The sequence below is a fragment of the Vibrio sp. 1727 genome (genome assembly GCF_033344415.1).
Taxonomy (GTDB): domain Bacteria; phylum Pseudomonadota; class Gammaproteobacteria; order Enterobacterales; family Vibrionaceae; genus Vibrio; species Vibrio alginolyticus.
Map to the genome: position 1 here is coordinate 74,722 of NZ_JAWPOT010000017.1, position 20,111 is coordinate 94,832.

A 20,111-nucleotide genomic window follows, 5' to 3' on the forward strand; every position below is an offset into this window, starting at 1 on the left:
AAACAGGGCGGCATAAAAAACCCGGCGCTTTACAGTACCGGGTTCTCTCTTCCTTCTCACCACTAACTTGCTTTGACTTTGAGCAACCTCAGCGCCAGCATGGCCCATTGCAGATATGCTTCCAGTCGTTGCTGGTACTCTTTCCCTGGTGGGCGTTGACCTTCCTTGTGGGCTATCGTCCTCTCGATACCGGCGAGGCTCTTTCTCAGCTCCAGGTTCCTGCGTATTCCCACCATTCTCTGTCTTGCTGATTCAGGAGACAGACTCCCAAGTCCAAAGAGGGGCAGTTGTCTGTAGTCCTGTGTTCCCAAGTTAATTTGGTTCCACGCCATTGCTGCTTGCCACGGTCGTTTCTGGATTTGTTGGATCGCCTTCCCACAACCCAGGCAGACCATATTCCAGCGCACAGGAGGACCTATAACCTTCTGCATTTGCGCCCGGCCATGACAACTATCGCAGGCTGCCACAGGAACGCTGAGCGGGTCGTGGTGCCCATAGGCTACTGTTTCAGTCTGGCTGTAGTGTTCATCTGATTTGAGCTCCGCCAAGAGCTTCTCACGCTTCTCTTTTGCGTATTCGAGGGTTAAGCCTTTTCTGATTTGTTCCATGTTCAGTCCAGAATGATTTTTCTCTTGTCTCGCTTGGGAGTGCCTTGTTCTTTCTGGTCCGATGTAGAGCTGATGACTTCTGGCTCTTTGGCCTCGCCCCTTTGTAGTTCGTCAATACTCCCCAGCTCTGTTCCACCGTGTCTTATCTCACCTTGATCTCTATGCTCTCTGGTTGAACGACGGATCTCTTCCGAAACTCCACGCAAAAACCCAATCACATTGGCCCGGAATGTACGTCTCTTCTCCTCTATCTCAAGCAAGTAACTCAAGTAGAAGTAAAACGGTATCGAGACGAACAATGACAAAGGGAACCAGCCTTTTTCGCTGGCAGAAACAAAGAGTCTCGGCTCAAACATTTTCATGGCGAGGGTCGCCATTAGCACAGAGATAACTACTGGAGTCACCGCCATCAAAAATCGGGAATGAAGGTACGCCATCCAGACCCCAGCGACTAAAGCTGTTAGCGAGAGGAACATAGCAACAACCAACGGGCTCGCATCAATGGCGATTAGCCCTATCTGGACGATAATGACGAAGCAAAGAAGCAATATTCTGTATAAAAATGACCGCATTCCAACCCACCTCAATCCAAGATAATCTTGCGCTTATCTTTCTGAATTTCGATAGGCTGCTCCGGTTCACTCAGAACACCCTCTGACGCTTTCAGAACTTGAATACTTGGAAAGCCCTTCCCTGCTCCTGCTTTTCTTGGTCTCTGCTCTGTTACCTCAATCGCTATTTCATCCCCCTCCCGGAACTGCGGGTAACAACCAGCGCGGTTGGCATAGCGATTCAACGACATTTTGAGCAGCCGGTATTTCTTTGGGCAGGTTATTTGTACTGACGCATCAGAGCTGCAAGCTGCGTCAAGCCGCCGGAAAAATTCCTCCGGTATCCCCTTTACAAGGAGCTCGCTCAACTCATCCATAGGCCTTGAGCCGGTTGGCATCGGATATGGCAACCTCCGGTATTCTCTGTAGATGTACCGCTTGATGACGATATGAAAGACGAATGCGGCAAAGCCCCACAAAGGGCCATTAAGGAGCCCCGCAACGATAAGTAGCACCGACGGGAAGGGAACCCCTACGAAACTCGGCAGGATTTTAATCTTTACCATCGGCGTTGACCGACGCACACTCTCACTCATTTGCTGACCCTTTACGTGCAACCTTGTACTGCACTTTCAGATCGTAACCATCCACTTCCTGATGAAGGACTTTCACGGGGACACCTTCAACGGTCCCCAGGTACACGCTCAGCTCAACTTCCGGAACATCGTCCCTGAGACCCAGTACATTGCGCCACCCAGTCGATGTCTTCTGGCAGTGAGCGCCCACCCTGTCATGCCGGTAGTAAATGTCTTTGTTATCTCCTTGGCAGATGAAGAATCCACTAACCTGCCCCGTCCTTAACACCCACTTGCGGTTGTGGAAGGTAGCTTCTTTCTCCACCTCAGTGGACTTGTCTATAGCCACCTGGCTTACCACCAGCTCTTGTGCGGACAAATCAGACACAAGGCCTATTACCAACGCGGATAACAGCGCGGCCATAGCCGCCCGTGTCATCATACTGCCGCCTCGTGAGTGGCATCGGCAAAGAATTTGCCTTGTTTGTAGATCTCGTCCTTCTCGAACGAGATAGCATCCGCACGACTGCTGAATGGTCCATAGCTTTTACCGTCGATCAGCACCTTCCACTGGCAACGCCAAACACGAGTCCATGCCGCAATCTTTGACTCGTCTGAACAAAGTCCGCGAATAACATAGAACGCAATCATTAGAATGCCGCTCGTCGGCACGATGCGCGAAACCCTTGTTTTACTGTATTCCTGCACTTCAAGGCCTTTGAAGGAAACCTCATCGGCAAACCCGCAGACCTCACCATTTTTGATTACGATGCGCTTTTTGCTCATAACCTACCCCACTAATCCAAAATAATTTTGCGCTTGCCTGGCTGTACTTCGATTGGCTCTTCCTTTTGCACCTTTGGTGCCGGAGCTGATGAGCTGACAACCACCGGTTCTCTTTCTGGGTTTTGTTGCTGGCGCTCACGGAGTTCATCCACTGAGGGAGGCTCATTGCTTGGTCGTTCAGCCCTTTCAGCACGTCGGGCTTCTCTTAACAACTCATCAATTTCGGAGTCGCTCCGGTTGTTCATAAAAGCTCTATAGGCAAAGAAAATCAGCACCGGCACTATTGCCACCAAGAAGAAAGGAAATGAGCTTCCGCTATCTTCCACTGGCTTGGTACTGGCCGCGCCTGTATCGAACATGGTACGAATAACCGTTGGCGCGGTCATGATCATAATTGCAGGCATTATCCCCATCACAATTCCTGATGGGCTCTGCCTCATAATTCCACTAGCAACCCCAAACACCAGCATCAACCCCGCTATGACTTTGACGAAAGAGCTATCCATTAGACCGATCATGGAGTCACTTACCTCCTCGAACGGACTTTGAAACGCACTGGTATTGCGGTCGGTGTCTTGTGCAGCACCAATCTGCTTGGGAGGTTCACTCTTTGGTGCAGTCTCTATGGATAGCGCTGGTGGTTGGCTGGCAACCTTCTGCATTTCACCATCTTGCTTAACCACCCCCAGGTCCTGAGTTTTGACGTGCGTTTGTGCTGGTGGTGCTAACTGGTATTTGACTGCCAGGTTGTTCCCGTGGACTTCAATGGTTTGCAGGGAGATGGGTTTACCTTCCAACTTGGTCAGAGCTTCTTGGAGCGGTAGCTCCTGAGCATCAGTCATACCGCCCATAAAGCCATTGAGCCCGTCATCATGGACGCGACAACGCAGCCTTCCCGAATAGCTACGGTATTCACCTGGGCAAACAAAATAGCCGCCCTGAGGGCCATCCAGTTTGCGCCATTTATTGCTTTTGAAGGCCTCCACTTTGGTCACAACTGGCTGACCGTCATGGTAATCAATGACCGTTTTGCTCTCCGGGCCAGTGTCCTCTACCTTCTTGCTGCCTGAGTCATCTGAGAGCATTTGCCCCACCATTACGCCAGTCACAAAGTCACTGGCAAAGGCCGCAGGAGCTGCGACCATGAGACCAACCAGCAAAAGAAGGGGGACGCGCCCTGTCCTTCTCATCACCATTCGTTCTGTTCCGTTTCGTGCTGGGTTTGACCAGCATTGAAGTGGTACTCGGGTTTCAGCTCTTTTTCTTCGACTTCGAGCTCTTCCGGGCGAATACGCTGCTCCAGCGCTTCACAGGTCTTACCCTGAAACCCCGTGAAATCGGCAGCAATCTTGCCGCCCTTGATCTTGATGTTTACCTTTTTCACTTTGTCACCTCGTCGTTAAGTTCAACTAATCTGATTGCCTTGGCGCTATTACCAAACAGCTTCCTCAGCTTCCAGTTCCAAAGTGCCATCGTGATGCTGCTTCACCGTCACGCTGAAACCTTCCTCTTTCAACTGCTGCTCGTAGTGGAAGGCAATGTAGCGATCCTGCACCTTGCTGCTTGCCTGCTGCGTCCAGCGGCCATAAGAGCCGTAGTTTTCCTGGTACTGCTCCCAAACACCGTTTTTTTCCTTGTAGCCAATCCGGTGCTCCTTGTTGTTCTGGTCGATCAGAACAATCGGGTATTTCTCGAAGGTGTAGCCAGCGCCCACGCGGTATAGCTTTTCGTTTTCAACAACGACGCCAACTCCCTCCAGAGCCTTCAACAGCAGCTCTTTGTCTTTGTAGGCGACCTGCACCTTGCCTTTTACGATATGGCTCATCTCATCACTCCTGAGTTGTTTCGGGGGTCATGCCGTGTTCCGGCATGACAAAGTTAATCGCTTAGTCCTCGATGGCGAGTTTTCGTCCAGAGCCATTCTGCTCTTGAACATCGAAGTTATTGGCCGGATAGAAGCCTTGATCCCGCAAACTGCGAATCTGGTTGATGTCTTCTCGGCGAGTTTCACTGGTCGGGGTAATGCGAGTGACCGCATCCACCAGCGCTTCATTGTTGAGCTCTTTGTCCTGAGCGTTCGCCAGATACATCGCGTCAATGACGGCCTGTTCAATCTCTGCCCCGGTGTATCCCTCGGTGGTACGCAGTAGCGTAGGCATATCGAACGCGGCGATGTTGGCCTTCTGCTTGGCGAGGTGGATCTCGAAAATCTTCTGGCGCTCAGCCACACTTGGCAGATCAATGAAGAATGCTCGGTCCCAGCGGCCAGCTCGCATCAATTCAGGAGGCAGCGACTGAACCCGGTTGGCCGTCGCCACAATGAAGATCTTCTTCTTGCGCTCTTGAAGCCAGTAGAGGAAAGAGCCCAGCAGGCGCTTGGATACTTCGTGTTCGCCATCGGCATTACCAAAAAACTTCTCCATCTCGTCAATCAACACAACAACGGGTGCGATCTGCTCAATGGTCTGCAATGCACGATTGAACTGGCGCTCGGTTTCACCGAGATACTTACTATAGAAACGGCCCATATCCAGGCGAACCAAGGTAGTGCCAAGTACACCGGCAGCGGCTTTTGCCGTCAGCGATTTACCACCACCAGGTACACCGGCCAGAAGGACACCTTTTACCGGAAGGTCTTTGTCCCAACCGGCTTTACGTATCTGGAGAAACTCCTTGAGGTTTTCGAGCCCACCGACATTCCCAATATCAATGGCCTCAAGCACATCGAGGCCGACATCACGCAAGATGTGAGCTTTTTCTTTTCGGATCTCGCCCAGGTATTCTTCACCCTTGAATTTCAAGTAAGCGGAATAGGTGAAGACGTTCTTCATCTGGGTGTGTGACAAGCCCAGGGCGTGGTTTGCGATGACAGCACGTTCGTTGCTCTCGAAGACTCCACCATCTTTCACGTTATCTTCACAGGTCTGGAGCAGTTTCAGGATTTCCTGATTGCTCATAGCCGGGAGATCGATGTGATAAACGAACTCTTCATTGAAGACGTCTTTGCCAGCGATGATGTAGTTGATCCCCTCATTCTCCAGATAGGTCAGTGATGACTTGAGGGCTGGGAGTGTTTCCGGGTTTGCACGTTGTCGGTCGAAAAAGAAAGTGTCGAACACGACAACACCGTTTTTGGAGGACTTCTTGGACTCGTCCACCATTGCCTTCATCGTGCCTGGATCGGGCAGCTTCTTGAATGGCATCACAATAAAGTGCTTGCCGACTTTCTTTGCAATGTCAGAGAAAACGCTCTCTGCACGGCCCAGCTCAAAAGTGCTAACGTTGATGACTGGAAAGGACAACTTGATTGGAATCTCAAGTTTGTCCATTTGCTGTGTAATATCGCTCATCGCTTATCCTTTAAATAAATTTCGACTTGTTGATCACCTCACATCATAAGTTCATTTTATGATGCTGTAAATATCACCTTCCAACTCTGTAGCTGTTCACGGCGGACTCAACGCGCTTGACTGACACGTCTATACCATTTGTCACCAGCAACTCATGCACTTGGCAACAGGCCTGTTGTTTTAGGCCAAAGAACTCTTCGTTAACACGGGCATACTCTGCTGCCGAATTGGAGGCGGCTCGTCTTAGATCTGGCATCAGAGATTCAACGCGAGACTCTACTTTGTCCAGAGAGGAACTGGCAGACGACAAGCTGAACAGCGAGAAGACGCTCCCAAAGTCGAAACCATCATTCAAACCGGCAAAGTCCATACCCAGATCGATAAACTCAGTTGCCATTGAGTGGTGCAGTGAGCCCACAATGTCACGATGATCCCCCAGCGCATTTGCGAAGGCTTTCACAGCTCTCTTCGCATCGTCTATTTCACTGCTGGCCGAGGAGTTTGACATCGACGACATGACGGAAATGCCCTTGTTGTCAGTCACAAGGTCGAGAACCTCCATTGTTTGTGCTGATGAAATACTGGAAGAGGCCTCACTGATTTCACGTAAGGCTTTTTGCCCCATGTCCACCAGTCGCTTGTTGCTCTCGTGGAGTCGAGATGCGGCGTCAAGCCTATCTTGAGCTTGGGTGATTCGTTCCAGAATCTGGCTACCGTCAATCGCTTGCTTCACGGCCCGAGAAACCAATCCCTCTTTGAGCTGGTCTCTCCCACGGCGCAAATACCGCAAATCGCTGTTATGGCCTTTTAGTGCTGAACGTATAACGGCGATGTCTCGACGAAACTGCCAGAACGTTATAATTTTTTGCCAGATCCCCAACTGAGCACGCTGTTGGCAAAGAGCTTCGTACTCTGCACCTTTCTCTTCAACCTGGCTGAGAGCTGCGGTAATCCTGTCTTGATATTGCCGGTCGTCAGCCAAGTAACTTTGAATTGCTTGTTCCATCCCGTACCCCAAAAACTTTCACATGTGAAAGTTCATTCTTTCTTTGTTCTGCCAGTACAAAGTATTTTGCCTTAGAACGACCTCACACCCCGCCCCTGCTCACGCCCATTTTGGGCAATTACAGATTCAGCATTTACAGGCTTATAATGTGATGCCGTAATAGACAAATAAAAAACGGCATAGCCGTTTTTACCTTACTTTGCTTTGCTCCGGCCCCCGCATAGTGCATTACCAATGCGTGATGAAAAATCCTTCCATTCTGGACTGTTCCGGTAGTCATCCTGTCCAGTTGCTTGTTCCTGGCTGGTCGATGCGAATTGATTGAGAGCATCCGGGCACGAAGAGCAGACCCCGATACCTTCCACTCTATTCACGCGAAGCCAGTGACACGGTTGACCGTTTTCAACACAAGCGTGATCATCGGTGCATCCGCACCCTATACATTTAGCAGTGAGCATAAGCGCCTCCCCAAGTAAATTAACAACATCATAGTATCATTATGTGATACTGTAAATATTAAAAAGAAAGCGGCCATAGCCGCCCTTCCGAAGTAATTTTCCTTTAGTGGTTGTCTTGGCCCTGTTTCCAAGCGACGAATGCCTGCACTAGCGGTACGCCATCATCACTCAAGGCATTCCCTTCTATCCATCCGCCTCGTATGACGACAGACTGCCCTGATTCCAAGCCAAAAGGTTCCCACTCAGAAGCCACCGGGGAACCGTCCACCAGCAGGTCGAGATCTTCAATCCATTTATCCCGGCCATCCAGAGTTTTCCAAACTGAGTCATCGACCCAAAAGGCCTTGATTTGTTCTGGTGTGGCATTGGTCCAATCGTTGTCTTTCCCGTCAGCAAGTGAAAGTACAGAGTCAACCGTTTGCTGCCAGTTCGGCCAATCTTCTTCGACAACAACGCAAGTAAGCGAGCTCTTGCCATTTGCTCTGCGGCCATCATCAACCTTCCGGATCAGCCTTTCCAGTGTCGCCAGCTCCTCATCGCAGAGCACGGCCTGTGCATCGCTTATCTTTGCCACGAAGTAACGTGCTTCAAGCATCGACATAATTATTTTCCTCCCCAGGGCACAAGTTTTGTCGAATATCCAAGCATTAGTGGGTGCTTCGGGTCCCCCGAACCAGTCACGCCAAATGCCAATACCGGCTTCCCAGATGCAACGAGCTGCTCTAAAAGCCTGTCCAAATGAACATGCAAAGACTTAGGCAGCTTAGTTCGGCTCCCCCAGCAGGGCACCAAGACATCAGCATCCCGAATAATCCTTTCCAAGTGGATTTCATTTTCAGGCCCGACAGGATCAACCGCCGTAGCCAGCTCTCGAACGTCGGTCGCCCGAAAAGCAAAAGCATTACCGACTATGAATCGCCTCCCTCCGTTGACCTTGGTAAACCCTATCCACTTTCTGACCGTGTGATCGTCCTCGGTGGCCGTGGCCGTAGAGCCGTTTACACCAAAATAACCGAACACAAGGCCTTCGGGTTGCACATCCCTTTCCAGACGGTATCTGTACATGCCGCACTTGCTGATAATTGCACTCAAAGTGTCACCTCTTTTTGAATGAAAAACGCCCTTTCACAGTTGCATTTTTTAATGCTGTGATAGGATAAAAGTGTAAGTTGAAAAGGAGAGATGACCATGAAACATGTACTGAATATCGCGCTGATGGCTGTTGTTGTTCTTGGCCTGGCTATGCTTGAGGCAACCAACTGGGGTTACGCAGTGCTGGCTATCCCGGCAGTGATTTGGGCCAAGCCGGTGCTCAACCTTCTGCACAAACTGCCGGTTCTGGCTGCTGCTTTTTGGATTCTGGTTGCTGTTTTCGCGTGGCAAGCGGCACTTGTTGGTATCCTGTTCTATGGCGTACTTGCGACCCCTAAAGCGCCAGCAAACACCAATGGCAAAAAAAGCCGAAAAGCCAATCTGATGGGCACTTACAGCTACGACTTTAAAACCGGCGAATGCTTTAGCTAAGACTGGCTCCACGGTTATTTCTCCTCAGCCTTCCTGATGGGCGCTCTCAGCGCTCTCAGGACAGCTTCTTCAAGAGCTGCGGCCCCTGCCCTATCACGTCGCTTTGTTAATGCCCCATATTGCTTCCTGATGGGTAGCATCAGCTCTTCGAGTTCATTGCGCTTCCTATCGTCGGCTTCAAGTTTCTCGCTTCGCGCCAAGGCTTCGGCTTGCTCGCTTTTTGCTTGCCACTCTATCTTGTCGCCTTGCACTTCCCATGCTTTAACGTAATGAGCATCATCCAGACCTTTTGCTCCGTTGTCCGAAAACGAGGCCCCTGAGTAAATGCCACCGACAACCCAGCGCCTTTTGCTTTTTCCCTTTGAGAAATACATCTCACGGCCTAAAACACCATCGCGCAAAGTGGCTACCGAGATAAAGAGCCCAGCGTCCCCTTTCCTAAAGCCGCAGAACACAAACTCAAGCGGTTCGTATAAATCACTCATGCTGATCACTCCGAAGAACAGACAAGACCTTCTCAGCTCGCTCCTGGAGGTCTATGAGTTCGGCAGCATCATTACCGCTCAATGACATGCCCCCGCCATAGAGGCGATACTCAACGCTGTCCATCGCCTGGCGAAGCAATCCTAGAAGAGCATTCACGTTTGCCGGTGTTGATAGGGCGACGGCTTCACCTTTCAGCTCACGTCCATTAAATTCCGACCACTCGGCTATGCCTGTCAGTTCGCAACAATTTGAGCAGGACATACTGGCAACATTCTGGGGATCGTCTGGACAGTGTCCATTGATGACAAAGTTCATCTCGTCACTGCCGCACTTTCCACAAATGATGTGTACTTTTTTGCCCATGCTGCTGCCCTTAGTGGAGAGTCTGCTCTTCCACAACAATCATCCCGTCAACCAAGCTGATTGTGGCGGGACCGCAGTTACCCAGCACCTCAGCTTTGACTCCGTTGTTCAACGCGACATAAAGCCGTCTCGCCCCGTTGGTGACGCGGATGCCTTTCTGGTCGAGTTGTTCAAGCATTTCTTCGTAGGTAATTTTTTCGTCCATCAGTTCTCCTCAGCAAGGATCTCGTCGATGAGGTTCTTTGCTATCAATCTGGCATCCAAAGGGACAGCCAGGCTGTCAATTCTGCCTCTTTCATGGGCAACAATGAGTTGCGCCTTCCAAGCTATCCCGGAAAGAGAAGCATCAGGTTCTTTACCTGAGCTTCTCATACATCTTGCGTTTCGGTACGCCGCCAGCCACTCAGGTCTGGTTGAGTTATAACGCCCAAGGCCAGCTTTTCGTTGGAAGCACATTCATCGCGCACCTTTACAGATTCATTTTATGATACTGTAAACAATAAAAAGACACCTTGCAAGACTTTCACATGTGAAAGTTTTCTGGTTTACATCTGCTCGCTTGGATCAAACCCCAGAGCCTTGCACACGTCATCCAGGTCATCGAGCGTGAAGAATCCCAGCGTCAGCTCCCCGGAGCGCTTCGCGGGGTTATAGCGAATTTTGATGGGCCTACCCGTCGCATCGCTCATCAGGGTTTCCAGACGCTTAATGTCAGCATCCCTATCCACTTCTTTGCCCTTCGCTATCGCCTCATATGTATGAACCGGTGTCCTGGTATGCAGGAGATCCCTCAGGAGCTTTTCTCTCTTGCTGATAGGTAACTTAGCCACGGCTCTCACATGTCCCAGGGTGATCTTGCGTGGATTTCTGAGCCAGAGTGTGAGCTCTTCCTCCGACAGCGTACCGGCGCGTTTCAGGTGTGTAACCGTGTATACCTTCTCAATCCCCAGTTCCTCTCTGATCTGACTGTTTGAGCGCCCCTCTCCGCTTAGGAACGCGACCACATAGGCCTTTTCTGCATCAGTCATGTCTGGATGCTGGTGGTAGTAGTCAATGGCTTCTCTTGCGTCGAGCAGTAGGGGCAGGTTGTTCATTCAGTACACCTTTTAGTCACATGACTATATTGAGGCCTATTCTACCCCCTATTTTAGTCACATGACTACTTACCGGCATTTCGTCCCCCATAGCCGCCGATTTTTCTTGATTATAGGTTTGAATCTATATAGGATTGCACCTATATTAAGTAAGGAGAAACCATGTGGGTCATCGAGACAACTGACACCTTTGATGAGTGGTTCGATGCACTGGATGATACCGATAGAGCCAACGTGCTGGCTTCGATGATGGTGCTGCGAGATAGAGGTCCCATGCTGTCGAGACCATACGCGGATACTGTTAACGGTTCATCCTACAGCAACATGAAAGAGCTGCGGGTCCAAAGCAAAGGAGATCCTATCAGGGCATTCTTTGCGTTCGATCCAAAGCGTAAGGGGATTCTTCTCTGCGCCGGTAACAAGACCGGGGACGAGAAAAGGTTTTATGAAGTAATGATCCCAATTGCAGACCGCGAGTTTGCGGCGCACTTGGATAAATTGAAGAAGGAGTGACGTTATGGCAAGAACTCTTGACCAAATGCTGGCAACAGAAAAGCCTGAGGTTGTTGCCAAAGCACAGAAAGCGGCCACTGAGATGTTACTGAACATCCACTTGGCAGAGCTTCGTGATCGCATGAACCTTACCCAGGGGGAAATTGCTGCATCTCTGGGTGTGAGACAGCCGACAGTCTCCGAGATGGAAAAACCTGGACGAGATCTCAAGCTGTCGTCCATTAAGCGGTACGTTGAGGCCTCCGGTGGCAAGCTACGCCTCGATGTTGAACTTCCGGACGGCACCCACTACGGCTTTGCCGTTTAACTCGATACGCCCCGTTATGGGGCGTATTACTTATCTTGCACTTCCTCCAGCCGTTTGCGGTATATCTCTCCTGCACGTTCCCTGCCATCGTCGGTCAGCCTAAAGGCCAGCTTTAGAGAAGCATTCCGGTACTTGTTCAACAGGCCATTCTCCACCAGCGTGTGGCATGACGTTCGGAAGTTCGTTCCATGAATACCGCTCTGGCGAGCTGAGTTGATCATCTCCAGTATTTTTACACCTGGTACAGGCTCGGCTTTTCCACCGGCCTCAATTGCGTATAGAATGAACAAAACGTCCTTTTGAGTTGACGACAACCTCATTCCGCCCCCTTATTCATGTCTGATATGAATAAGGCTCCCACGAAAGGAGCCTTATGTAAACCTTATTCATGTGTCACATGATTAAGATCTAGTTCACGGAGTCTTTCAACCCCTTACCAGCTTTGAACCCAGGAATGTTGGCCGCCGCGATCTGGATGTTCTCTCCAGTCTGGGGATTCCGTCCGGTTCGCGCTGCGCGTTCCTTAACGTGGAAAGTACCAAACCCAGTAAGCGCTACTGTCCCACCCGCTTTAAGCACCTCTTTCACTGAGTTGATCAGCGCATTTACCGCAGCTTCGGCCTTTGCTTTGCTAATATCAGCGTCTTCGGCCACTTTCATAATCAGTTCGCTTTTGTTCATCGTTATTCCTGTTTGTTTTCTTGGTTACTGTTTACACCTGCATACTCTGGGGTGTGGTTAGTGCTTTCTTCGCCACTCCCAAGGGGGAGTTCTCTCCGATTCCGGTAATGCCCAGAGACCTCGCTTATCGGCTTTGGCCTCGGTCTCCAGCTTGAACAGCTCCGGTGTTTTGGCGTACTGCCGGTACACCCACGCACTCCCAGAACGGACCATTTCGGCATTGACCCATTTGCCATCGACATAGAGATTGGCAACCAGGCGGCCATAACGGTCTTTGTCGATTTGCTCCACTTTGATCATTCGACCAAACACCAGATCTGATAAGGCCTGCTTCGCCTTTGAGCCGTATGGCTGCTTTTTCTCTGGAGTATCGATCTCCGCGAGCCTTACTCGGTACTGGATCTTGCCACTCCGGCAGTCTTTTCCGGTATCGCAGCTTTGTTCCGTTAGCACTTTGACCGTATCACCATCAGACACCCCCACAACCTTTGCAGTGAAGGTCTCTGCCCACACATGAGGAGCCAGCACCAGCATTGCTGATAGGAACGCTGAAATCCCCGTCTTTTTTGCAAAACCGAACCTCATAATCACTCCATCTTTTTTGCAGCCGGTAGAGCCTTGGCCCAGCAGAGCATTGTTTTATCCGCCTTGCTGTCTACGATTCGACAGGCATCCCAGTTAAGAGATGACCAGTGAGCAATGGCAGAGGCCAACCAGTACCACGGTGCAGTAAACACCGGCAGGCCCCCTTCCTTCGTTTTAAATACCTGGTATCGCATGTTGATCCTCCTGTTTGGGTGAGGCTTAGGCCTCGTAATAGAAATTTTGTGTGTCCGGATAAGGTTTAAAGCAATGAGCTGTGGCTCGCCCAAGGGAAAGCACCGTAGCATCAGCTTCCGGCTCTTCCTCGGTATCTTTACGAGACTCCCCACCAAGTTGCGTTACCCATTCGGCAGCGAGCCGCACCCCCTCATCAAACGGCACTTTGTTCTTTTGGAGCACATCAAGATAGGAAAGTAGCAAGCAGTGAGGTGTGATGACGGCGGTGTTCCAATCGGTTGCGAGCCGAGTTTCGGCCATGTCAGAAAACCAAAAGTCTACTTGATGCTTTAATCCTATTTCAGCCATCATGCCATGCTTGCCAGCGGCCTTTCTGCCTTCCTCTACTACCTGAACCGGGGCGTCCCAGTAGAGGATTTCACCATCCGCTTCTTGGGTCGCGCACGTTGCACCTTGCGGCCAATGCCTCCGTTCCATAATGAGCTCGCAGAGTGTTTGGTTGCCTACAGGAGCCTTGTAGTCCTCATCGAGATTCACCACGATGGTTTCCGGCTCCCGTTCAACTGGTGGCAGGTATCTGGCGACCAGAGGCATTGTCAAAATCACAGCCCCATCCATGTGAAAGGATGTTGGTGCCTTCACTATTCGGTCCATTACCCAGCACCAAGCATGAAGCAACCGATCCTCTACATTGTCGTCAGCCTCAATCTCTTGAACGAACTGGTTGAAACGAACCTGACTATCCAGAAACAGGCCTGTGCTCTGACACTTATCGCTGATCGTATGAATGAGCTCCGCCTGCTCCAGAAGCATTTCTCGGGTGACTTCTTCTACATCACCAAATGCTTCAAACAACTTTGTCATGTAGTCACGAATTTGCATGTTCTTCCCCCTCGGCATCGAACTGCTTTGCAAGCTCAGGATCACCTGCCCAGCGAAGGGCGTCTCCCATATGCGTGAAAGCGCGTTTATTGTCATCTTGCTTATTCACTCTGACCGGCGTCTTTTGGTCACGAGGCTGTAGTAGCCAGTACCCGGCCTCTTCCTTGATTAGTTCTGCGGCCACCAGCAAGCCGCTCTTCGTTGCAATGATCATCATCAGCTCCCGTGGTTAAGCCAGTAGGCATAGACAGTGATGGCAAGGCCACCCGCGAGCACAATGACTGCGGCGGTACGCTGGACCCACTTCGATGCACCAAACCGCGCCAGGTGTCTCCCCAGGAACTGGAAAGGAGCCGTCTTTCCGATAGCGCGAATCACCCAGGTGATTGCCAACAGAAGGATGGCTGTGGCCGGGTATATACCAACCCCTAAGAGATTTACCTCTCCGACCGCGAGTTGATAGATGAATGCCAACAGCATGGCTACCGCAGTCAATACGGCCACAACCTTGGTCCCGTTCCGCCAGTCCCACGCTCGACGTGCGTCACTGGTAAAACTCACCATCGAGACAAGGAACGGCATAAATGGCAGGTTCATGCTGGTGGGTTTATCCATGAATGCGTCAAGACCCACAAACATGGCCGTCATCACCACATAGAACAACAGGGCGGGGACAAGCATGTCGCGTAAAGACCGAACCTGGTTGGCGTTCGCGTTTTGAGTATTCGTCGTCATTGTGTTTGTCCCTTCAACATTCCCCATAGCTGACGGTGAAGATCAGCGATTACCTTGTACGTCCCCTTCACTGCTGGTTGCTCAAGGGTCTTGAGCATCCACAAAGCAATAAACAGGCTGGAAAGCAGTGCCACCACCAACTGGATGTTGTGGCTGCTCAAATAGACGGCATAGCCGTTTAGGCAGGCACTCAATAGCAGCCAGACCCTGGCCGTCATCAGCCCCCAGCGGTGATAGGTCACGAGCAGGTAGGCTGTTACGACAGAACAGAGTGTCATTGCACCAGAAGTGGCTAGGTAAACGCCCCATGTACTGGCCTCGCCAGCGACGTAAGTGCCACCAATGGAGAAGGACAAGCCAAAGATCCAAATTGCTGCATTCCGGAGTAGGGCATCAACAATGATGTAACTAGCAGCGAGATTGATAATTCCGCGTTTTAGCATTACCCCCTCCCGTTATTCTGATACCTGCCCAGCTCAGCCCTGAGCCTATTAATTTCCTCCGTGGCTTCGGCCAACTGCTCCCGATACTTCTTGAACTGCTGATATGAATGCCAGGACTGTCCCTTCGATACTGACTTCGTGATGGCGGCGACCTCATCCGGCGTCAACCGGGTGAGCTGCTCTTCCGGGTAGATCAGGATGGTGTTGCTGTCCCAATCAAACCCAGCATGAATTGCTTTCACCCCTACGGTAGGGGTTCCACCAATCCCTCCAGGCTGGTGGATGACAAGCCTCAAAGGGGCTGAGGCCTTGTGGGGGTGAAGGCTATCGAGAGCATTTTTTGCTTCTTGTAACTCCATTGGTACACCTCATAGTGAAATCAGGCCCCTGAGGGACCTGACTTTCACATGTGAAAGTTAATTTGCATTCTGCTGTCTGACAGAAACCCTCAAGGCCAGCGCCTTTTGCATGTCGGGCTGCTGGAAACGCACCTTGGTCCGTTCAGGCCAAGTGTCCATCTCATTGCATCGCAGGGTGTCGATAGCCGCATCACGGTAAACCTGATAAAGGTCGGTTCCACCAATGGAGTTAATTGCCATCATGGCGGCAAACATCGAGTTACTGTTCATGACGCTGGTTAGAGTCTCCGGGGTTATGGGTTTGTCGCATGACTTGTTGAGGGCAACCAGCAGGTCATTACCAACCAGAGCACAGGCAGCACATACCTGTTTGGTATCATCCAGGGCTTTCGTGTATTCGTTGCTTGTCTGAGGGACGCTTGAGCAAGCCGACAGGACAAGCAGCCCCGCCAGAAGGCACCCCAATTTAGTTGTAATCTTGATCATCAGTTCTCACTCCACTTTCACATGTGAAAGTTTTTATTGGTTCGCTGAGTCGTCTTGTTGCGACTCAATCATCATTTTTCGCATCACCGCCATGATGGCTTGTGCCGGTTGAGCACCACCGAGTAGCTGACTCTTGCCTGTCTGGTTGTCTACAACAAAGGTTGCTGGAGTACCATTAACGCCGTAACTCTTGGCTTTCTGGATGTCAGCTTGAACTTTATCTTCGTGCTTGCCAGAGCTGAGACACTCACGGAAAGCATCCAGATCAGCACCAACACCCGTGACAACAGAGGCCAAGTCAGAAACACCGGCACCGTTGCCTTTGCTGTGATGGAAAATCTCATTCACGAAGACCCAGAAGCCACGGTTGCCCTTCTGTTCAGCAATACATTCAGCGGCCAACGCTTCCTTGTGAGCTGCCGGGTTATGGAAGTCGAGAGGCATGTGCTTCCACTGCCAATTCACATTGCCTTTACTGGCATCCACAATTTGCTTGGGCGTGTCGTGGAATTGCTTACAGAAGGGGCACTCCATATCAGAGAACTCCACCAGCGTGAATCGGGCACCAAGGTCCCCATAGATGTGTTTGCCGTCTTCGACCTTTTCAGGTGCCGCCTCGAACTGGGCATACTTCTGATCGATGTCGGCTTGTTGTTTCTGCGCGACAAACTTATTGATGCTTTCGGCCACAGCAGCCTCAAACTCTGCCTTGCTTTTGAAGGTGACGCCTTCGGCATCTTTCACCTGGTTGACCGTGGACTTCACGTTGGCGATCTCTTGCGCCAGATCCTTCTCTTTCACGAGCTGGTAGATTCCGAACCCGGTTCCTACGAGCCCCAAAATAATGGCGGCAAAAACCCCGAGACGTAGTGATTTGGTACTTTGTTCTGTCATGTCAAACTGCTCCTATCAGTAAACTTTCACAGCGCTGAGTTCTTGCACGAAGGAACTGGCTTCGAGCTTCGCTCGTTGGGTCAGTCGCCGGATGATGTCTTCGGTTGGTGTGTAGTCCACCAAGTTGCTCTGGTGGATGACGTCTCGCGCCACGGAGTTCAAACTCCCCAGGCCATCAATCAGCCCAATTTCTTTGGCCTGCTCCCCGTTCCAGAGCAATCCAGAAAACACCTCTGGGGCGTCTTTCAGTCGATCACCCCGCCCAGCCTTCACTCGTTCGATGAACTGCTGGTGGGTTTTCGATAGAACGCCCTCCCAGAATTTCTTCATATCAGAGGTAAGAGGGGAGAATGGGTCGAGAAGCGCTTTGTGCTCTCCGGAAGTGATTGCCCGGCGCTCGATGCCGAGCCTGTCCATCAAGCCGGTGAATCCAAACCCTGAGCTAATGACGCCGATAGAACCGACAAGACTGGCGCGGTCAGCATAGATTTCATCCGCAGCAGAGGCGATGTAATAACCGCCAGAGGCACCGATGTCATCAATGATGGCGTAGACCTTTTTCTCCGGATGAAGGGCTCGCTGCGCCTTCACTTCTTCATAAATCCGTCCTGCTTGAACCGGGCTACCGCCAGGGCTGTTTATGCGAAGCACGACAGCTTGTGAATTCGGGTTGTCGAATGCTGCTTGGATGGACGGGATAAGGTGATCAGCATCGGCCAGTGTGCCAGCAGCAATTTCACCACGGATGTTGATATACGCGGTGTGAGGGGCTCCAGCCTTGGCGCTTTGCCACGGCATCCCACCCGGATTAGATGCCAAAATGATGAAGCCGATCATGAGAAGCACGAAACCTGATGCGCGAAGCACACGCAACATGGTCCGCCAGCGCCGGTCTTTCACCTGCTCTTTATGCAGGGTGAACATGTACTTCTCAATGAGCTCTTTCTCCCAGGGGATCTCTTTGTTTTCTGCCATTAGTCTTTCCTTTTGCATGTTTCGATTATCTGTCCCCAGAACTCTTCATCAGCGCTATCAGCCCGGTCTTTGACTTTCTGGTAAACAAGGTTGGTGTTGAGCTGATGCTCACGACAGAACTGGGCAATGTTGCTGTAGGTCCTGTCCAGATAGGTGAAGGGTTTCCCTTTACCTTTTTTCTTGGCGAGGATGAGTTTCCACTCATCATTGGAGAGTTTGTCTGCGGCCTTCCTTGTGTCCGCAATGCGCCTACGCACCGTTACCGGATCAAGTCCATGCGCTCTGGCTATACTGGCAACGCAATTGAACTTCCGACCGTCAATCATGACTGTAGGCAAATCACCAGCGGCAGCCTCCTTGAATCGGAAACCTCTGTACCCTGGCCTGAAGATCCCAGGAGCAAGTTGCTCACGGAACTCGATTGCTTGTTCTGACCTGACAAACTTGCTGTCGATTTTGCCGAGCATGTACTTAGCCCGAGCGATTACCTGGTAAAGCATCTTTTCCAGGAGCATGGCGTCAGCAGCTCGACTCGGAAGACCAATATCGTCTTCTTGCTCGATACCCAACATTTCTGCATGGCTGGAGCCTTCGGCATGTCGGAAACAGCCGTCGTACTCAAAAAGAAAGGAGGCCAAACCTCCTCTCAGCTTTGCTTTGAACCGGGTGTTGGCCGCGTTCTCTGGCGCTGGTGCCAGCTCAGAAACTTCAAGCCCTAAATTTGCGGCCAACTTCCGTAGGTCTTCCTCTCCAATTCGGCATCCAGGCTGCATAACCTGCGCCAGAGCAGATTCATCAGCACATCCGCGTTCTTTCAGCTCAGCCAAGAGGTAGGGAACTCGTACTACCCCCATAAGCTCAAGCTCCCTGAATCGCGTGGACCACCAGCTCACAGAGTTTCCCGTACACAGGAGCAAGGCAGAGTGAAGCCATCACCATGCCAAAGGCTTTCGATGGAGCCTCTTTGGCGAACTTGGTCAACCACGGCATCATGCCGCACAGAGCAGCAACCATAGCGCCAGCCACCCCTAGGGAAGGGAATGCCATCACTTGGGCCAGAATGAAGAAACACTGGGCGTATGCCGCATGGGTCATCGCCTTCTTATCTGCTGCCGTGAACTCCACGGCATCTACGCTTTTGACTTTTTCCATCACATTGTCCTCATGCAACATCAGGTTTTCCGAAAAATTTTTCATACACTTCGAGGTCGAAGGCCAGCATGGTCTTTGCCGCCTTTTCACTAAGCTGGTGGAGGCTAAGCATCTGAACCTTGTCAGTGCCGGTCACTTGCAGATCCACTGCGAACCACGTCCCACCTTTGGTTACGGCCAGAACTTGCACCGCCCAGGGCTTATCCAGTCGTTCGGGCGGAGTGATCATGTTCGACACTTTGGCGACCGTCGCGGTTGAACCTACCCAGTGCTTGTCGAACGCAATAACGTTCAACGCTTCAAACGCATCCTTCGCAGCTTTAAACCGGCTACGGACAGCATCTTGTTGCTTCCAAGCCATGAACTGGATAAGGGTCATTCCACCAGCCATAAGGGTGAGAAAACTCAAGCCATTCGCAGCAGCTACGACCGTCGCTACCAAGGACCCCAACATGACGAAGCGGTTATGTTTAAGCTGGGCCACTATTCACCTCCTATACCAACCAGCGTACAGGACTTTTCAAAAATGCAACCCCGCCTAGCTGCCCAATTCGGGCAACCCTAATTCAATCCAGAACTTTCACATGTGAAACTTTCCGCCACAGGAACAGGAGGTTTTTACCTGACCAGAACGGATGGATTGATAGCGGTGCCACAACTTGACCACTTCTTTTTCGCTGAGAAGGTTTGTCTTGATGTAACGGACTCTATCCCCGTCCGCTGTCTCAACAACGGTTCGGACATAGCCGTACTTGGCAACGGGTGCCTTGTACTTGTGTGACAGAATTACCCGGTAAACCGAGAGCTGGATAATGTCCGACTCATAGATGTGGTTTACCTGGCGCAGCTTGGTGTCCAAGGGAATGAGAACCCCATTCTTGGCTTTGTACACCTGATCAACCCTGCCGTGCATGGGCACCGGCTGTGTGGTTGATATGTCCTGTTCGGATAAAAACAGAGTGGCCGAGCGCAGCTCATAAGGCATGTTCTCTGATTTCCACCACGCCCAGGTGTCTCCAATGCCGCGTTTGCGCCACTGGTCCACTTTCGCAATGACGAAAGGTGCAATGATAAGGACGAATATCCAGAGAACTGCCTTCATG

The 20,111-nt window shown here is 51.2% G+C and carries 34 protein-coding genes; 3 read left to right on the forward strand and 31 right to left on the reverse strand.

What is annotated here, in order from left to right; all coding sequences use genetic code 11:
* Positions 1 to 62: 62 nt before the first annotated feature.
* The 12 genes from R8O10_RS16500 to R8O10_RS16555 all read right to left on the reverse strand — a co-directional run bounded on the left by R8O10_RS16500 (position 63) and on the right by R8O10_RS16555 (position 8,426).
* A complete protein-coding gene (locus R8O10_RS16500; RefSeq protein WP_000435225.1) occupies positions 63 to 608 on the reverse strand; it encodes a hypothetical protein in 546 nt (181 codons plus the stop codon).
* Positions 609 to 610: 2 nt separating this feature from the next.
* Entirely contained in the window at positions 611 to 1,180 is a 570-nt protein-coding gene (locus tag R8O10_RS16505) for a hypothetical protein (protein ID WP_001256126.1), read from the reverse strand.
* A gap of 11 nt (positions 1,181 to 1,191) precedes the next feature.
* Positions 1,192 to 1,725, reverse strand: a complete 534-nt coding sequence (locus R8O10_RS16510) for a hypothetical protein (protein WP_001348525.1) — start codon at positions 1,723 to 1,725, stop codon at positions 1,192 to 1,194.
* A gap of 22 nt (positions 1,726 to 1,747) precedes the next feature.
* On the reverse strand, positions 1,748 to 2,176 hold the full coding sequence (locus R8O10_RS16515; protein WP_000988988.1) for a hypothetical protein: 429 nt from the start codon (positions 2,174 to 2,176) through the stop codon (positions 1,748 to 1,750).
* Complete coding sequence (locus R8O10_RS16520; protein WP_000039129.1) at positions 2,173 to 2,520, reverse strand: hypothetical protein; 348 nt, start codon at positions 2,518 to 2,520, stop codon at positions 2,173 to 2,175. The genes R8O10_RS16515 and R8O10_RS16520 overlap by 4 nt, the downstream gene beginning before the upstream one ends.
* A gap of 11 nt (positions 2,521 to 2,531) precedes the next feature.
* The gene (locus tag R8O10_RS16525) at positions 2,532 to 3,716 is read right to left on the reverse strand and encodes a hypothetical protein (RefSeq protein ID WP_000245300.1); all 1,185 of its coding nucleotides are present in this window, start codon (positions 3,714 to 3,716) and stop codon (positions 2,532 to 2,534) included.
* Complete coding sequence (locus R8O10_RS16530; RefSeq protein ID WP_000757530.1) at positions 3,710 to 3,904, reverse strand: DUF2997 domain-containing protein; 195 nt, start codon at positions 3,902 to 3,904, stop codon at positions 3,710 to 3,712. The genes R8O10_RS16525 and R8O10_RS16530 overlap by 7 nt, the downstream gene beginning before the upstream one ends.
* A gap of 48 nt (positions 3,905 to 3,952) precedes the next feature.
* Positions 3,953 to 4,345: a hypothetical protein gene (locus R8O10_RS16535; protein ID WP_000018404.1), complete on the reverse strand. Its 393-nt coding sequence runs from the start codon at positions 4,343 to 4,345 to the stop codon at positions 3,953 to 3,955.
* 61 nt (positions 4,346 to 4,406) lie between these two features.
* The gene (locus R8O10_RS16540; RefSeq protein WP_001280522.1) at positions 4,407 to 5,870 is read right to left on the reverse strand and encodes an AAA family ATPase; all 1,464 of its coding nucleotides are present in this window, start codon (positions 5,868 to 5,870) and stop codon (positions 4,407 to 4,409) included.
* Positions 5,871 to 5,943: 73 nt separating this feature from the next.
* A complete protein-coding gene (locus R8O10_RS16545; protein WP_015063558.1) occupies positions 5,944 to 6,888 on the reverse strand; it encodes a hypothetical protein in 945 nt (314 codons plus the stop codon).
* Positions 6,889 to 7,437: 549 nt separating this feature from the next.
* Positions 7,438 to 7,908 carry a hypothetical protein gene (locus tag R8O10_RS16550; RefSeq protein WP_347880240.1) on the reverse strand — a complete coding sequence of 157 codons (471 nt, stop codon included), beginning with the start codon at positions 7,906 to 7,908 and terminating at the stop codon, positions 7,438 to 7,440.
* 29 nt (positions 7,909 to 7,937) lie between these two features.
* Entirely contained in the window at positions 7,938 to 8,426 is a 489-nt protein-coding gene (locus tag R8O10_RS16555) for a DUF1643 domain-containing protein (RefSeq protein ID WP_001273096.1), read from the reverse strand.
* 96 nt (positions 8,427 to 8,522) lie between these two features.
* Between R8O10_RS16555 and R8O10_RS16560 the strand changes: the two genes are divergently transcribed.
* Entirely contained in the window at positions 8,523 to 8,858 is a 336-nt protein-coding gene (locus R8O10_RS16560) for a hypothetical protein (RefSeq protein ID WP_000683477.1), read from the forward strand.
* Between the two features lie 14 nt (positions 8,859 to 8,872).
* Here R8O10_RS16560 and R8O10_RS16565 read toward each other — a convergent pair whose 3' ends face one another.
* From R8O10_RS16565 to R8O10_RS16580, 4 genes are all read right to left on the reverse strand, one after another.
* The gene (locus R8O10_RS16565; protein WP_001281821.1) at positions 8,873 to 9,343 is read right to left on the reverse strand and encodes a hypothetical protein; all 471 of its coding nucleotides are present in this window, start codon (positions 9,341 to 9,343) and stop codon (positions 8,873 to 8,875) included.
* On the reverse strand, positions 9,336 to 9,707 hold the full coding sequence (locus R8O10_RS16570; RefSeq protein ID WP_000516918.1) for a hypothetical protein: 372 nt from the start codon (positions 9,705 to 9,707) through the stop codon (positions 9,336 to 9,338). The genes R8O10_RS16565 and R8O10_RS16570 overlap by 8 nt, the downstream gene beginning before the upstream one ends.
* Before the next feature lie 10 nt (positions 9,708 to 9,717).
* Entirely contained in the window at positions 9,718 to 9,912 is a 195-nt protein-coding gene (locus R8O10_RS16575; RefSeq protein ID WP_000343597.1) for a hypothetical protein, read from the reverse strand.
* 340 nt (positions 9,913 to 10,252) lie between these two features.
* Positions 10,253 to 10,801: a hypothetical protein gene (locus R8O10_RS16580; RefSeq protein WP_001061573.1), complete on the reverse strand. Its 549-nt coding sequence runs from the start codon at positions 10,799 to 10,801 to the stop codon at positions 10,253 to 10,255.
* Positions 10,802 to 10,963: 162 nt separating this feature from the next.
* Between R8O10_RS16580 and R8O10_RS16585 the strand changes: the two genes are divergently transcribed.
* Together R8O10_RS16585 and R8O10_RS16590 are read left to right on the forward strand one after the other, a co-directional pair.
* Positions 10,964 to 11,314 (forward strand): type II toxin-antitoxin system RelE/ParE family toxin, encoded by a 351-nt coding sequence (locus R8O10_RS16585; protein WP_000270043.1) that lies wholly within the window; start codon positions 10,964 to 10,966, stop codon positions 11,312 to 11,314.
* A gap of 4 nt (positions 11,315 to 11,318) precedes the next feature.
* Positions 11,319 to 11,621 carry an XRE family transcriptional regulator gene (locus tag R8O10_RS16590; RefSeq protein WP_000124640.1) on the forward strand — a complete coding sequence of 101 codons (303 nt, stop codon included), beginning with the start codon at positions 11,319 to 11,321 and terminating at the stop codon, positions 11,619 to 11,621.
* Between the two features lie 26 nt (positions 11,622 to 11,647).
* Here R8O10_RS16590 and R8O10_RS16595 read toward each other — a convergent pair whose 3' ends face one another.
* The 15 genes from R8O10_RS16595 to R8O10_RS16665 all read right to left on the reverse strand — a co-directional run bounded on the left by R8O10_RS16595 (position 11,648) and on the right by R8O10_RS16665 (position 20,110).
* Entirely contained in the window at positions 11,648 to 11,941 is a 294-nt protein-coding gene (locus tag R8O10_RS16595) for a hypothetical protein (protein WP_001239998.1), read from the reverse strand.
* An 88-nt stretch (positions 11,942 to 12,029) separates the two neighbouring features.
* The gene (locus tag R8O10_RS16600) at positions 12,030 to 12,302 is read right to left on the reverse strand and encodes an HU family DNA-binding protein (RefSeq protein ID WP_001043046.1); all 273 of its coding nucleotides are present in this window, start codon (positions 12,300 to 12,302) and stop codon (positions 12,030 to 12,032) included.
* 57 nt (positions 12,303 to 12,359) lie between these two features.
* Entirely contained in the window at positions 12,360 to 12,887 is a 528-nt protein-coding gene (locus tag R8O10_RS16605) for a thermonuclease family protein (RefSeq protein ID WP_001210659.1), read from the reverse strand.
* A gap of 219 nt (positions 12,888 to 13,106) precedes the next feature.
* Complete coding sequence (locus R8O10_RS16610; RefSeq protein WP_001167036.1) at positions 13,107 to 13,964, reverse strand: hypothetical protein; 858 nt, start codon at positions 13,962 to 13,964, stop codon at positions 13,107 to 13,109.
* Positions 13,951 to 14,181: a hypothetical protein gene (locus tag R8O10_RS16615; RefSeq protein WP_000972665.1), complete on the reverse strand. Its 231-nt coding sequence runs from the start codon at positions 14,179 to 14,181 to the stop codon at positions 13,951 to 13,953. Before R8O10_RS16615 ends, R8O10_RS16610 begins: the two co-directional genes overlap by 14 nt.
* Complete coding sequence (locus R8O10_RS16620) at positions 14,181 to 14,699, reverse strand: nitrite reductase (RefSeq protein WP_000210757.1); 519 nt, start codon at positions 14,697 to 14,699, stop codon at positions 14,181 to 14,183. Before R8O10_RS16620 ends, R8O10_RS16615 begins: the two co-directional genes overlap by 1 nt.
* Positions 14,696 to 15,142, reverse strand: a complete 447-nt coding sequence (locus R8O10_RS16625) for a hypothetical protein (RefSeq protein ID WP_000919343.1) — start codon at positions 15,140 to 15,142, stop codon at positions 14,696 to 14,698. The genes R8O10_RS16620 and R8O10_RS16625 overlap by 4 nt, the downstream gene beginning before the upstream one ends.
* Positions 15,142 to 15,501, reverse strand: a complete 360-nt coding sequence (locus R8O10_RS16630) for a hypothetical protein (protein WP_000422769.1) — start codon at positions 15,499 to 15,501, stop codon at positions 15,142 to 15,144. Before R8O10_RS16630 ends, R8O10_RS16625 begins: the two co-directional genes overlap by 1 nt.
* A gap of 57 nt (positions 15,502 to 15,558) precedes the next feature.
* Positions 15,559 to 15,987 (reverse strand): hypothetical protein, encoded by a 429-nt coding sequence (locus R8O10_RS16635; RefSeq protein WP_000591076.1) that lies wholly within the window; start codon positions 15,985 to 15,987, stop codon positions 15,559 to 15,561.
* Positions 15,988 to 16,020: 33 nt separating this feature from the next.
* Complete coding sequence (locus R8O10_RS16640) at positions 16,021 to 16,881, reverse strand: DsbA family protein (protein WP_000139696.1); 861 nt, start codon at positions 16,879 to 16,881, stop codon at positions 16,021 to 16,023.
* A gap of 15 nt (positions 16,882 to 16,896) precedes the next feature.
* Positions 16,897 to 17,856, reverse strand: coding sequence for a S49 family peptidase (locus R8O10_RS16645; RefSeq protein WP_000829617.1), 960 nt, complete (start codon positions 17,854 to 17,856; stop codon positions 16,897 to 16,899).
* Positions 17,856 to 18,710, reverse strand: a complete 855-nt coding sequence (locus tag R8O10_RS16650; RefSeq protein ID WP_000539391.1) for a hypothetical protein — start codon at positions 18,708 to 18,710, stop codon at positions 17,856 to 17,858. Before R8O10_RS16650 ends, R8O10_RS16645 begins: the two co-directional genes overlap by 1 nt.
* Positions 18,711 to 18,714: 4 nt before the next feature.
* Complete coding sequence (locus tag R8O10_RS16655; RefSeq protein ID WP_342761341.1) at positions 18,715 to 19,053, reverse strand: hypothetical protein; 339 nt, start codon at positions 19,051 to 19,053, stop codon at positions 18,715 to 18,717.
* Entirely contained in the window at positions 19,019 to 19,492 is a 474-nt protein-coding gene (locus R8O10_RS16660; protein ID WP_000057876.1) for a hypothetical protein, read from the reverse strand. Before R8O10_RS16660 ends, R8O10_RS16655 begins: the two co-directional genes overlap by 35 nt.
* Before the next feature lie 96 nt (positions 19,493 to 19,588).
* Positions 19,589 to 20,110, reverse strand: a complete 522-nt coding sequence (locus tag R8O10_RS16665) for a hypothetical protein (protein ID WP_000648873.1) — start codon at positions 20,108 to 20,110, stop codon at positions 19,589 to 19,591.
* Position 20,111: the final 1 nt, after the last annotated feature.